A 13,438-nucleotide genomic window follows, 5' to 3' on the forward strand; every position below is an offset into this window, starting at 1 on the left:
GCGGCATGCGCGACGCCCGCGCATGCCGCAAATCGTGCTCAGGGCTCCAGATGGAGTTCCTGGATCTTGCGCGTGATGGTGTTGCGGCCGATGCCGAGCCGCTCCGCGGCCTCGACCTTGCGGCCGCGCGTGAAGTCGAGCGCCTCGCGGATCACGGCCGCCTCGAAGCGGCGTGCGAGTTCGTCCATCACATCGGCCGAGTTCTCGCGCAACAGCCGTGCGACCTCGGTGCGCAGGCCATGCTCCCACAGCGGATAACCGGCCGGCACACCGCCGTTCGGCGCCGCCCCGACGGGCGCGGACGCCACCGTTGCCACACCGGTCGCCGGTTGCGCGAGCGCCGTCTCGCCACCGCTGCCGTGCGCATCCGCACCATCGCCCGTTGCAGCGACCGGCGCGCCGGCCGGCACGAGGTCGGGCGGCAGATCCTTGATCTCGACCGTCTGCGCGGGCGCCATCACGGTCAGCCAGTTCGCGAGGTTCTCGAGCTGGCGCACGTTGCCGGGAAACGCCAGCGACGTGAGGTAAGCCAGCGCTTCGTCGGACACGCGCTTCGGCTCGACGCCGAGATCGCGCGCGCTCTTCTGCAGGAAGTGGCGCGTGAGCAGCGCGATGTCCTCGCTGCGTTCGCGCAGCGGCGGCAGGCGCAGCCGGATCACGTTGAGCCGGTGGTAAAGGTCCTCGCGGAACAGCCCCTGCCGCACGCGCGATTCGAGATTCTGGTGCGTCGCGGCGATCACGCGCACGTTCGCGCGCAGCGGGTTGTGGCCACCGACCCGATAGAACTGCCCGTCCGACAGCACGCGCAACAGGCGCGTCTGCAGGTCGAACGGCATGTCGCCGATTTCGTCGAGGAACAGCGTGCCGTTCTCGGCCTGCTCGAAGCGGCCCTGCCGCGTCGTCTGCGCGCCGGTGAACGCGCCGCGCTCGTGGCCGAACAGCTCGGATTCGAGCAGGTCCTTCGGAATCGCCGCGGTGTTCAGCGCGATGAACGGCCCGTTCGCACGCGGGCTGTGACGGTGCAGCGCACGCGCGACGAGCTCCTTGCCGGTGCCCGATTCGCCGGTGATCAGCACGGTCGCGGCCGAGTGCGACAGGCGGCCGATCGCGCGGAACATGTCCTGCATCGCGGGCGCCTGGCCGAGCATCTCGGGCGCCTCGGCCACGCGCTCGTCCTGCGGCGCGCCGCCGCGCAGGCTTTCTTCCACCGCGCGGCGAATCAGTTCGACCGCCTTGTCGACGTCGAACGGCTTCGCGAGATATTCGAACGCGCCGCCCTGGAACGCCGCGACGGCGCTGTCTAGATCGGAGAACGCCGTCATGATGATGACGGGCAGGCCCGGCAGGCGCTCGTGCATCGCCTGCAGCAACTCGAGGCCCGAGCCGCCCGGCATCCGGATGTCGGATACGAGCACCTGCGGGGTCTCGTGGTCGAGCGCGGCCAGCGCGTCACGCACGTTCGCGAAGCTCTTCGTCGCGAAGCTGTCCCGGGCGAGCGCCTTTTCGAGCACCCAGCGGATCGATTGGTCGTCGTCTACTATCCAGATCGGCTTCATAGGTCGGTCAGATATGGGTAAATCTGGTGAATCGCCATGCCGCCGCTCAATGGTCGAGCGGCAGCAGGATCTGAAATTCGGTACGTCCGGGCCGGCTTTCGACCTCGATCGTCCCGTCATGCTGCTGCACGAACGTCTGCGCGAGCGTCAAGCCGAGGCCGCTGCCGTCGTCGCGCCCGGACACGAGCGGGTAGAAGATCCGGTCGCGGATTTCCTCCGGAATGCCGGGCCCGTTGTCGATCACGTGCAAGTCCAGTGCCAGCCGGTACAGGCGCTTCGCGATCGTCACCTTGCGCGCGATGCGCGTGCGCAGCTCGATCTTCGCGTCGCCCTGCGCGATGCGTTCGCGCAGCGCCTGCGCGGCGTTGCGCACGATGTTGAGCAGCGCCTGGATCAGTTGCTCCTTGTCGCCGCGCAGGTCCGGCACGCTCACGTCGTAGTCGCGCTCGATCGTCAGCCCGCGCGGGAATTCCGCGAGCATCACCGCGCGCACGCGTTCGCATACTTCATGAATGTTCACGTCGCCGACGATGTGCGGGTGCCGGTGCGGCTCCAGCAACCGGTCGACGAGCGTCTGCAGGCGATCGGACTCCTTGATGATCACCTGCGTGTATTCGCGCAACTCGCCGCGCTCGCGCTCGCCGAGCTCGAATTCGAGCAGTTGGGCTGCGCCGCGAATGCCGCCGAGCGGGTTCTTGATCTCGTGCGCGAGGTTGCGGATCAGTTGCTTGTTGACCGCGGTCAGGTCGTGGATGCGTTCCTCGCGATCGGTGCGCGACTGCCGCTCGTTCTCGAACAGCTCGACGAGCACGAAATCGGGCGCGGTCTCGAGAAAGCCGACGATCGCGTGCACATGCAGCGGTTCGCGGCCGGGCCGGTCGAGCACGGTATCGAGGTGCGTCGCGTGAAAGCGTTCCTCGCCGATCGCGGTGATCGTCGATGCCAGCTCGTTCGCATTGGGAAAAATCTCGCCCCACGGCCGCTGCGCGAGCTGCCGGCGCGAGATGTCGAGCATCGCCTCGGCAGACGGATTCGCGAACGCGATCCGCAGCGTCTTGCGGTCGAGCACGATCACGACCGTCGGCAGCGCTTCCAGCCCCGCCAGCAGGCCCGAGCGTGCGAGCCGCTCGTCGTCCGTCAGTCGCTCGGGCTGCCCCGTTCTCGCCTTGATCAGATTCTTCAGAACCATCTGCGTGCTTGTCGCGCCTCAACGGGCCAGAAAAGGAAAATCACGGGAACAAAAAAGGGACGGCTGGACGCCGCCCCTTTCAGACTCCGCCGTTCCCGCCGCAGGCCGCGCGACGGGAACGAACCGGCATGACGGCGCTGAATCGAAGCGCCATCGCCGATTAGAGCGAGTAGTACATCTCGAACTCGATCGGGTGCGTCGTCATGCGGAACTTCGCCAGCTCCTGCTCCTTCAGCGCGAGGTACGCGTCGAGCATGCCGTCCGTGAACACGCCGCCACGGGTCAGGAACTCGCGATCCTTGTCGAGCGCTTCGATTGCCTGGTCGAGGCCCGCGCAGACGGTCGGGATCTTTGCATCCTCTTCCGGCGGCAGGTCGTACAGGTTCTTGTCCGCGGCTTCGCCCGGATGGATCTTGTTCTGGATCCCGTCGAGGCCGGCCATCATCAGCGCCGAGAACAACAGGTACGGGTTCGCCATCGGATCCGGGAAGCGCGTTTCGATACGGCGGCCCTTCGGGTTCGACACGTGCGGAATGCGGATCGATGCCGAACGGTTGCGTGCCGAGTAGGCGAGCTTGACCGGTGCTTCGAAGTGCGGGACCAGACGCTTGTACGAGTTCGTCGTCGGGTTCGTGATCGCGTTCAGTGCACGGGCGTGCTTGATGATGCCGCCGATGTAGAACAGCGCCAGTTCCGACAGGCCGGCGTAGCCGTTGCCCGCGAACAGGTTCTGGCCGTCCTTCCAGATCGACTGGTGAACGTGCATGCCCGAACCGTTGTCGCCGACGACCGGCTTCGGCATGAAGGTTGCCGTCTTGCCGTACGAGTGCGCGACGTTATGGATGATGTACTTCGACCATTGCGTCCAGTCGGCGCGCTGGACCAGCGTCGAGAACTTCGTGCCGATTTCGTTCTGGCCCTGGCCCGCCACTTCGTGGTGGTGCACTTCGACCGGGATGCCGAGCTGTTCGAGCAGCAGGCACATTTCCGAACGCATGTCCTGGAACGTGTCGACCGGCGCGACCGGGAAGTAGCCGCCCTTCGTGCCCGGACGGTGGCCCGTGTTGCCGCCTTCGAATTCCTTGCCAGCCGACCACGGTGCTTCTTCCGAGTTGATCTTCACGAAGCAGCCCGACATGTCCGTGTTCCACTGGACCGAGTCGAAAATGAAGAATTCCGGTTCCGGACCGAAGTAGGCCGTGTCACCGATGCCCGTGCTCTTCAGGTACGCTTCCGCGCGCTTCGCGAGCGAACGCGGGTCGCGCTCGTAGCCCTTGCCGTCGGCCGGCTCGACCACGTCGCAGGTCAGCACCAGGGTCGACTCTTCATAGAACGGGTCGACGAAGGCAGCGGTCGGGTCCGGCATGAGCAGCATGTCCGACGCCTCGATGCCCTTCCAGCCCGCGATCGACGAGCCGTCGAATGCATGGCCGCTTTCGAACTTGTCTTCGTCAAACGCCGAAACCGGCACCGACACGTGCTGTTCCTTGCCGCGCGTATCCGTGAAGCGGAAATCGACAAACTTGACGTCCTCGTCCTTCACGAGCTGCATGACGTCGGCGACGGTTTTACTCATAACCTCTTCTCCTGATTGAACAATTCCGGCGGACTGGGAACCGCCTCGTTTATCGAGCTGACCGGGGTCTTGCTTTGGCGCAGCGCGCCCCGATTCGACCGAATCCTATAAAGCAGCTTCCGTGCCACCTATGCGCGAGATTGGCGCGAATCGCGCCAGCGCTCGTCGCGACGGGGCTGTGCTGCGCAATTCCGGGGCTCGGCTGCCCACCGCCTGCCAACCGGAAGCACCGCGATGGTGCAATCATCGCAGTGTGCTCCGTCCACGGAATCATCTTGGTGCATGCGCGCCATTCTGCACGCTTTTGGTGAACGCGTGTGGGGTGCGCACACCGCACCCCACGCGGACATCCGTGCCGCGACGCCGCGCTAGAATGTTCGTTTGACCGATAGGAGACTCCCTGCCATGAGTACGCTCGACCAGCTTTACGCGAAGGCCGACGAACGCCGCGCACAAGCCGCGCTCAACTACGCCGGGGCGCTGCTGCCGGCCGAGGCCTTCGAACTGCTGCAGCTCGATCCGTCGGCGCGCCTCGTCGACGTGCGCACCCGCGCCGAACTCGACTGGATCGGCCGCCCGCTCGTCGGCGACGGCCAGTACCTGCACCTCGAATGGACGCGCTACCCGGGCGGCGTGCCGAACGCCGAATTCGTCAACGAACTGAAGGCGGCCCTCCCGGCCGATACGCCCATCCTGTTCCTGTGCCGCAGCGCCGCGCGCTCGAAGCTCGCCGCGGTCGCCTCCACGCAGGCCGGCTTCACGAAGGCGTTCGACCTGCTCGAAGGCTTCGAGGGCGCGAAGGACGCCGAAGGCCACCGCAAGACGGTCGAAGGCTGGTGCTTCCGGAAACTGCCGTGGATCGGCGCCTGACGGCACGCCGCGCCCGCCGGTTGCGACAACCCCATCGTCGAGCCGGGCGATGACATGCCGATGACGGGCCGCGTTGCGCGGCCCGTGGTTTTTGTGCGGCTGATCGAGGGGCCGCTCAGGCGCGCGGCGTATCGGGTTCGACGACGTCGCCGCCGAGCAGGTGCACGCCTTCGCGCAGCTTCACGTATGCAGCCGCGACCGCTTCGGGCTCCCCCTTCACGCCGAGGTCGATGTGGCGGCGCGCGTAGATCCCGCCGCGCTCCGCATCGCCGACGCTCGGCAGGCTGAACACGCGCACGCCCGGGAAATCGCGCTCGATGCGCTCCATCAACGGCGTGAGCGTCGATTCCGGCAGCTCGAACACGTACAGCGAGCGCTCCGCGTGCGGCGTCGCGTGATGCAGGTGCGCGTACTTCGTGTCGAGCACCCATTCGATCATCGGCCACGCCATCACCGGGAAGCCCGGCACGAAGTGCAGGTCGCCGACCGAGAAGCCGGGAATCCGGTTGTAGCCGTTCGGGATGATCGTCGCGCCCACCGGGAACACGCCCATGTTGAAGCGGTGCTGGTTCTCCGGCGACTCGAAATCGACCGGCTTGGCCGGATCGGTGTGCGTTTCGCGAATCCGCTCGGAAATCAGCACCTTCGCTTCCGGATGCAGCTCGAGCGGCACGCCGAGCGCGGCGGCCGCGCACTGGCGCGTGTGGTCGTCCGGCGTCGCGCCGATGCCGCCCGTCGAGAACACGATGTCGCCCGACGCGATCGCGCGGGCGAGGGTCGCCGTGATGCGCGCCGGATCGTCGCCGACGTATTCGGCCCAGTCGAGCGTGAGGCCGCGCGCGCCGAGCAGCTCGATGACCTTCGCCAGATGCTTGTCCTGCCGGCGGCCCGAAAGGATTTCGTCGCCGATGATGATGATGCCGATGCTCATGCCTGCCCCATGTCGATTGCGGTGGCGCGCGAACTCGCACGCAGGTCCTCCAGCGCGCGCAGGCAGTAATGCCCGAACCACAGCGCCGAGAAGACGAGGATGAAAGCGTATACCCAGATCATGGCCGCCGCGACGAACGGGAACAGCACCATCATCCAGACCGACGATACCCACACGAAGGTCGGCACGGTGCCGAGCAGCCCGGTCGCGACGCCGATGCCGATCAGCGGCCAGCGGTGCTGCCGCACGAGCGCCCGGCGCTCGTCGCGGCTCGCGTGCAGCGCAAGCGCGTCGTAGGTCATCACGCGGTAGGTGAGCCAGCCCCAGATCACCGGCGGCAACAGCGCGAAGAACGGCGGAATCAACCACAGCGGGATCGTGACGACCAGCACGACGACGCCGGCCAGCGCCGCCCACAGCGAATTGAACACGCTGCCGAAGAAGGTGCCGCCCCGCTTCGCCTCGAGCGCCGCGAACTGCCGGTTCGCGAGGTGCTTGATCACGACCGGCATCGAAATCGTCGCGATCAGCAGCAGCACGGTCAGCACGATCAGCGGAATCGCGAGCGACACGACCACGAACGGCGCGACGACGGCATGCAGCTGCGACATGCCGATCGCGTCGAACGCACGGTACAGCATGGCCGTCAGCACGAAACCGTCGAGCGCGCCGCGTGCGAGGTCCAGCAGCGACTGCCACGAGAACCACAGCACGACGCCCCACAGGACGGCCGAGACGAGAAACGGCATCAGGGTGAGCCACAGCATGCGCGGATGCAGTGCACTCGCCAATGCCCGGACGAAGGAACGCAGCAAGTCGTTCATGCGAGCCTGTATCGACGGAGAAAAACGGGGAAAGGATAAACCACGCGGCCCGCATGCGCCAAAGCACATGCGGGCCGCGTGGGAGAGCCGCTCAACGTGGGAATGGCCGGGTCAGGCCGATGCCGCGCCGCGCTTGGCGGGGAACAGGCGCCGGAAGATCCGCACGAACGCGAGGCCGTGCTGCGCCCAGAAGCCTTCGCCGTAGGACACGCCCTCGACCTGGTCGCGGATGCCGGTCGGCTCGACCGTGCGGTTCCACGACGCGGTGCCGAACATCATGTCCCACCACGGGAACAGCACGCCGAAGTTGCAGCCGTACTTCGTGCCTTCGTGGCCATAGCCGACCGCGTGGTGGCGGCGGTGGAAGATCGGGCTCACGAGCAGGCGCTCGCCGAGCCAGCCGAACGGCAGCCGTGCATTCGTGTGCTGAATGCTCTGCATGAAGTTCGTGAACGCGGTCAGCACGACGAACTGCGACGGCGTCACGCCGATCACGAGCGCGATCGCCGCGAAGAAGCACGACTGGATCACGTCGTCGAGCACGTGGTTGCGGTCGTCGCACCACAGCGACATCTGGCGCTGGCTGTGATGCACCGCGTGCAGCTCCCACCAGATGCCGAACTTGTGCTGCCAGCGGTGATACCAGTAGCCGGCGAAATCGAGCACGACGAGATAGATCGCGAACGTGACGATCGGCTTCGAGGTCACGCCCGGCCACAGGTAGTCGAGGTTCAGGTTCGCGACGCCGTGCAGGCGCAGCCACGCCTGGAAGTTGTCGAACAGCGGCTGCAGCGCGAAGAAGAAGAACAGCGAGTAGATGCCGAGCTTCGCGATCGCCGTGTAGATCACGTCGACCCGCACGGCCCGGCGGTTCGTCCAGCGCTCGACGGGCAGCAGCGCCTCGAGCGGGCGCAGCAGCACGAACATCAGCACCATCTGCAGCGCCCCGACGATCACCCAGTACAGCGCGTCGTAGGTGTCCTCGTCATAGTCCATCAGGTTGAACTTGAAGAGGAGCGGCTGCACGACGTCGACGTACAGCCAGGTCTGGATGTCCGAGACGAATGCATCGATCAGGTGCAGCATCGTTCTCCCCCGCCCGTCACGCGCCGTTCGCGGCGCGCCACGGCGCGCGGTCGTAGAAATAGATGCCGTGCGGCGAGCGGCCGACGGCGATCGTCTGCACCAGCTTGCGCGACGCCAGGTCGATGATCCCGACCTTCTTCGCGAAGCGGAACGTCACCCACAGCGTCTTCTTGTCGGCGGACAGCTCCATGTCGTCCGGGCCCGGCAGCAGCCCGGTGATGTCGCCGACGTTGGTGAGCGTGTTCTCGTCGATGATGCTGATCGTGTTCGCGACCCGGTTCGTGACCGCGACGTGCGTGCCGTCGGCGAGCGAGCGGAAGTTGTGCGCGCCCTTGCCCGTGTAGATCTGCTTGACGACCTTCTGGTTGCGCCAGTCGACCACCGCGACGTAATCCGCGCCGGTCATCCCGACGAGCAGGTACTTGTCGTCCGGCGTGAGCCACAGGCCGGCCGGCACCTTGCCGACCTTCATCTTCCACTTGACCGTCTGCGTCGGCAGGTCGATCGCCGCGATCTCGCCGGAGACCTGCAGCGACACGAGCAGCGTCTTGCTGTCCTTCGTGAACGCGAGGTGGCTCGGCATCACCGCGAGCGGCACGCGCTTCACGAGCTTCAGGTCGCGGCCGTCGTAGCCGTAGATGTCGACGCGGTCGAGCCGCAGGCCGGCCGCCGCGAACCATTTGCGGTCGGGCGAGAAGCCGAGCTGGTAAGGATCGTCGATCCCCTCGACGGTGCGCTGCAGCTTGCCCGTCTTCGGATCGAGGAACATCAGGCTGTTCGAGACCGAATTTGCAACGATCAGCGACGAATTGTCGGGCGTCGCCATCAGGTGATGCGGTTCCTTGCCGGTCGGCATCGTGCTGACGACTTCGCGGGTCTGCTGGTCGATCAGGGAAAGCGTCGCTTCGGCCGAATTGAGGATGATGACGTTATTCGCGTGTGCGGCGGGCGCCAGCACGGCGGCGGCCAGCGCGAGCGTGCGGCCGAGGGAAAGGAAAGTGCGCATGAAGACTCACGTCGAGGAACAACCGTCATTGTAAAACGTTCAACCGGCCCCGCCGGTTGACCGAAGCCGGCATTGCGCCACTTCGACGCACGCCGGGGCGGCCCGGTCGGCCCGCGCGGCAGGCGCCGCGCGGCCGGCCGGGGCCGGCCACCGGTGCGGGCCCGGGAAACCGATGTTGCGCTAGCGCTGCATCGACTCCCAGACCTTGTGCAGACGCTTGACAGAGACAGGCATCGGTGTGCGCAGTTCCTGCGCGAACAGCGAAATCCGCAGTTCCTCGAGCAGCCAGCGGAATTCCGCGAGCCGCGCATCGGCGACGCCGCCGCGCTGCGACACCGCGCGCTGGTACTGCTGGGCGAGCGGCAACAGGTCGGCCGACTGCTTCGCGTCGCGCGCCGGGTCGGCCTTCAGCTTGTCGATCCGCAGCGCGATGCCCTTCAGGTAGCGCGGGAAGTGCGCCAGTTGCGCGTACGGCGTATCGATCACGAAGCGTTTGCCGACCAGCGCGGCGAGCTGCTGCTGCAGGTCCGCATGCGCCTGCGCGAACGGCTTCGCCTGCGCGAGCTTCTTCACGAGCCCCGCGTATTCGGCCAGGATCTGCCCGACCAGCCGCGCGATTTCCTGCGCGAGCAGGTTCAGGCGGCTCCGGCCCTCGTCGCGGCGCGCGTGGAAGCTCGCGTCGTCGTCGGGCAGTGGGTCCTGCAGGCACGCGCGGTCGAGCGCCGTGTCGATCAGCTGGTCGCGCAGCTCGTCCTGCGTGCCGAGCGACATGTACTGCATCGCCATCTCGCGCAGGCCCGGCAGGTTCTTCTCGAGGAACTTGATCGGCTCCTTCAGCTGCAGCGCGAACAGTCGCCGCAGGCCGGCCCGGTGGATGCGCGCGGCCTCCTCCGGCGAATCGAACACCTCGACGTCGCAATGCGTGCCGCGATCGACGAGCGCCGGGTAGCCGTACAGCGTCTGGCCCCGCCGGCGGATCTCCAGCAGCTCGGGCAGCTTGCCGAAATTCCACGTCGTCAGGTTCTCGTACAGCGCGGTCGCACCGGCTTCCGCCGGCGCGGCCGTCTGCGGCGCCGCGCCCTTGCCAGCCTTCGCGTGGCGGCCGGCGGCACCCGTCGTCGCGGCCGTGGCCGGCGCCTGACCGATCGGCTCGCCGCCGTCGGCATCGCCACCGGCCGCGATCGTCGACGCCGCCGCGATCTTCTGGAACTGCTGCTGCGCCTGCGCGCCCAGCTCCTGGCGAAGCTGCGCGAGATTGCGCCCCATCGCGAGCTGGCGGCCGTGCTCGTCGATCACCTTGAAGTTCATGAACAGGTGCGCGGGCAGCGTTTCCAGCTTGAAGTCGGCCGTTTTCATCGCGATTTGCGTTTCACCCCGCACGTCGGCGATCAGCGCCTCGACGAGCCCGCCCGCGCCGAAGCGCTCGCGGCCCATCCGCTCGACGAAGCCGGCCGCGTACTCGGGCAGCGGCACGCAATGCCGGCGCAGCTTCTGCGGCAGCGACTTCAGCAGCAACTGCACCTTTTCCTTCAGCATCCCCGGCACGAGCCACTCGCAGCGGCGCGCATCGACCTGGTTCAGCGCATACAGCGGCACCGCGAGCGTCACGCCGTCGCGCGGCGTGCCGGGCTCGAAGTGATACGTGAGCGCCATCTCGACGCCGGCCATCGTCGCCCGCTTCGGGAACAGCTCGGTCGTCACGCCGGCCGCCTCGTGGCGCATCAGGTCGTCGCGCGACAGGTACAGCAGCCGCAGCTTGTCCTCGGGCTGGCCGCCCTTCTTCACCTCGTCGCGATACCAGCGCTCGAACGCGGCGCCCGTGTGAATCCCTTCCGGAATCGCCTGATCGTAGTACGCGTAGATCAGCTCGTCGTCGACCAGCACGTCCTGCCGGCGCGACTTGTGCTCGAGCTGCTCGATGTCGGCGAGCAGCTTGCGGTTGTGCGCGAAGAACGCGAGCTTCGTGTCGAATTCGCCCTCGACCAGCGCGCCGCGGATGAACAGCTCGCGCGCCCGCGCCGGATCCTGCTTGCCGAACGCGACGCGCCGGCGGTGGTAGATCGGCAGCCCGTACAGCGTCGCGCGCTCGTACGCGCTGACCTGCGCCGGGCGCTTTTCCCAGTGCGGCTCCGACAGCGATTTCTTCAGCAGGTGCGCGCCGATCTTCTCGACCCATTCGGGCTCGATCTTCGCGAGGCAGCGCGCGTACAGCCGGCTCGTCTCGACGAGCTCGGCCGCCATCACCCAGCGGCCGGCCTTCTTCGCGAGCACGGAGCCCGGCCACAGGTAGAACTTGATCCCGCGCGCGCCGAGATAGTGCGGATCGTCGTCGGCCTTCAGGCCAAGGTTGCCGAGCAGGCCCGTCAACAGGGCCAGATGGACCTGTTCGTAGGTCGCCTCGACTTCGTTCAGCCGCCAGCCGTGCTCGCGCACGACGGTCAGCAGCTGCGAATGGACGTCGCGCCACTCGCGCAGCCGCAGGTGCGACAGGAAGTTCTGCCGGCACGCGTCGACCAGCTGGCGGTTCGACTTCTTGTGCGCGACCGCCTCTTCGAACCACGCCCAGATCTTCAGCCACTGCAGGAATTCGGAGCGCTCGTCGGCGAACCGGCGGTGCGCCTGGTCGGCCTGCTCCTGCGCTTCGATCGGGCGGTCGCGCGGGTCCTGCACGGACAGCGCGCTCGCGATGATCAGCACCTCGCGCAGCGACTGCTGGTCGCGCGCGGCGAGAATCATCCGGCCGACGCGCGGGTCGAGCGGCAGCCGCGCGAGTTCGCGACCGAGCGGCGTCAGCGCATTGTCGTCGTCGACCGCGCCGAGCTCGTTGAGCAACTGGTAGCCGTCCGCGATCGCGCGACCGGGCGGCGGCTCGAGGAACGGGAACGATTCGATCGCCGTCAGGTGCAGCGACTTCATCCGCAGGATCACCGACGCGAGCGACGAGCGCAGGATTTCCGGATCGGTGAAGCGCGCGCGCGCCTGGTAATCGCTTTCCTCGTACAAGCGGATGCAGACACCGTCGGCCACGCGGCCGCAACGGCCCGCGCGCTGGTTCGCGGCCGCCTGCGAGATCGACTCGACCTGCAGCTGCTCGACCTTGTTCCGGTACGAATAGCGCTTCACGCGCGCAAGGCCGGTGTCGACGACGTAGCGGATGCCCGGCACCGTCAGCGAGGTTTCGGCCACGTTGGTCGCGAGCACGATCCGGCGCGCGTTCGACGCCTTGAACACCTTGTCCTGGTCGGCCGCCGAGAGCCGCGCGAACAGCGGCAGGATCTCGGTGTGCGGCGGATGGTGCTTGCGCAGCGCCTCGGCCGCTTCGCGGATCTCGCGCTCGCCGGGCAGGAACACCAGCACGTCGCCGGGGCCTTCGCGGCACAGCTCGTCGACCGCGTCGACGATTGCGTCCATCAGGTCGCGCTCGGCTTCGCGCGCGGTCTTCACGCGGTCGCGGCCGCCCGTGCCTTCGGCGTGCTTGACTGCCGGGCGATCCTCGGCCACCGGCCGGTAGCGCATCTCGACCGGATACAGCCGCCCACTCACCTCGATCACGGGCGCCGGGCGCTCGTCGGTGCCGAAATGGCGCGCGAAGCGATCGGCGTCGATCGTCGCGGACGTGACGATCAGCTTCAGGTCCGGCCGCCTCGGCAGGATTTCCTTCAGGTAGCCGAGCAGGAAGTCGATGTTCAGGCTGCGCTCGTGCGCCTCGTCGATGATCAGCGTGTCGTACGCCTTCAGCAACGGGTCGGTCTGCGTCTCGGCGAGGAGGATCCCGTCCGTCATCAGCTTCACGGACGCGCCCGGCGCGAGATTGTCGGTAAAGCGCACCTTGTAGCCGACCACTTCGCCGAACGGCGTGCCGAGTTCCTCGGCGATCCGCCGGCCGGTGGACGACGCGGCGAGGCGGCGCGGCTGCGTATGGCCGATCAGGCCCGTGCCGCCGGCGCCGAGGCCGCGGCCGAGATCGAGACAGATCTTCGGCAACTGCGTGGTCTTGCCCGAGCCGGTTTCGCCGCAGACGATGACAACCTGATGACCGGCGATCGCGCGCGCGATTTCGTCGCGCTTGCCCGACACCGGCAGGCTTTCGGGGTACGTGATCGGCGGGACCGGGTTCGGCGCGACGACCGCGCGCGGCGGACGCTCGCGGCGCGGCGCGCGCTCGCCCGTCGCAGCGGACGCATCCTTCGCGGCCGGCTGGCGCGCGTCGCGCGATGCGTCGCCGCGCGGCGCGTGTGCAGGCTTGCCCGCCTGCTGTTCCTGCGGCCGGCGCGGCGGCTGGCCCTGCTGCTGGCGTGCATCGGCCGCACCATCCGGGTGCCGGGCCGACGGCGCTTTGGCCCGCGTCGGCGCGGGACTTTTAGGTACATTCGACATGGGGGCGCATTATAATCCCGCCC

At 67.6% G+C, this 13,438-nt stretch carries 9 protein-coding genes; 1 reads left to right on the forward strand and 8 read right to left on the reverse strand.

The window, feature by feature from the left end:
• Positions 1 to 38: 38 nt before the first annotated feature.
• The 3 genes from ntrC to glnA form a co-directional block, all read right to left on the reverse strand.
• On the reverse strand, positions 39 to 1,556 hold the full coding sequence (ntrC, locus tag CFB39_RS12185) for a nitrogen regulation protein NR(I) (RefSeq protein WP_089473157.1): 1,518 nt from the start codon (positions 1,554 to 1,556) through the stop codon (positions 39 to 41).
• Between the two features lie 46 nt (positions 1,557 to 1,602).
• Positions 1,603 to 2,745, reverse strand: a complete 1,143-nt coding sequence (gene glnL / locus CFB39_RS12190; RefSeq protein ID WP_174975551.1) for a nitrogen regulation protein NR(II) — start codon at positions 2,743 to 2,745, stop codon at positions 1,603 to 1,605.
• A gap of 160 nt (positions 2,746 to 2,905) precedes the next feature.
• Positions 2,906 to 4,321 (reverse strand): type I glutamate--ammonia ligase, encoded by a 1,416-nt coding sequence (gene glnA, locus CFB39_RS12195; protein WP_089425783.1) that lies wholly within the window; start codon positions 4,319 to 4,321, stop codon positions 2,906 to 2,908.
• Between the two features lie 405 nt (positions 4,322 to 4,726).
• Between glnA and CFB39_RS12200 the strand changes: the two genes are divergently transcribed.
• Positions 4,727 to 5,191, forward strand: coding sequence for a rhodanese-like domain-containing protein (locus tag CFB39_RS12200; protein WP_089425784.1), 465 nt, complete (start codon positions 4,727 to 4,729; stop codon positions 5,189 to 5,191).
• 115 nt (positions 5,192 to 5,306) lie between these two features.
• Here the strand turns inward: CFB39_RS12200 and CFB39_RS12205 are convergent, their stop codons facing one another.
• The 5 genes from CFB39_RS12205 to hrpA all read right to left on the reverse strand — a co-directional run bounded on the left by CFB39_RS12205 (position 5,307) and on the right by hrpA (position 13,415).
• Positions 5,307 to 6,122 carry a molybdopterin-binding protein gene (locus tag CFB39_RS12205; RefSeq protein WP_089425785.1) on the reverse strand — a complete coding sequence of 272 codons (816 nt, stop codon included), beginning with the start codon at positions 6,120 to 6,122 and terminating at the stop codon, positions 5,307 to 5,309.
• Complete coding sequence (locus CFB39_RS12210; RefSeq protein ID WP_089425786.1) at positions 6,119 to 6,946, reverse strand: EI24 domain-containing protein; 828 nt, start codon at positions 6,944 to 6,946, stop codon at positions 6,119 to 6,121. Before CFB39_RS12210 ends, CFB39_RS12205 begins: the two co-directional genes overlap by 4 nt.
• A gap of 111 nt (positions 6,947 to 7,057) precedes the next feature.
• On the reverse strand, positions 7,058 to 8,032 hold the full coding sequence (locus CFB39_RS12215) for a sterol desaturase family protein (protein ID WP_043190403.1): 975 nt from the start codon (positions 8,030 to 8,032) through the stop codon (positions 7,058 to 7,060).
• Positions 8,033 to 8,048: 16 nt separating this feature from the next.
• Positions 8,049 to 9,038: a beta-propeller fold lactonase family protein gene (locus CFB39_RS12220; protein ID WP_089425787.1), complete on the reverse strand. Its 990-nt coding sequence runs from the start codon at positions 9,036 to 9,038 to the stop codon at positions 8,049 to 8,051.
• Between the two features lie 180 nt (positions 9,039 to 9,218).
• Positions 9,219 to 13,415 (reverse strand): ATP-dependent RNA helicase HrpA, encoded by a 4,197-nt coding sequence (gene hrpA, locus CFB39_RS12225; RefSeq protein ID WP_089473158.1) that lies wholly within the window; start codon positions 13,413 to 13,415, stop codon positions 9,219 to 9,221.
• Positions 13,416 to 13,438: the final 23 nt, after the last annotated feature.

The sequence above is a fragment of the Burkholderia sp. AU6039 genome (assembly GCF_002223365.1).
Classification (GTDB): Bacteria; Pseudomonadota; Gammaproteobacteria; order Burkholderiales; family Burkholderiaceae; genus Burkholderia.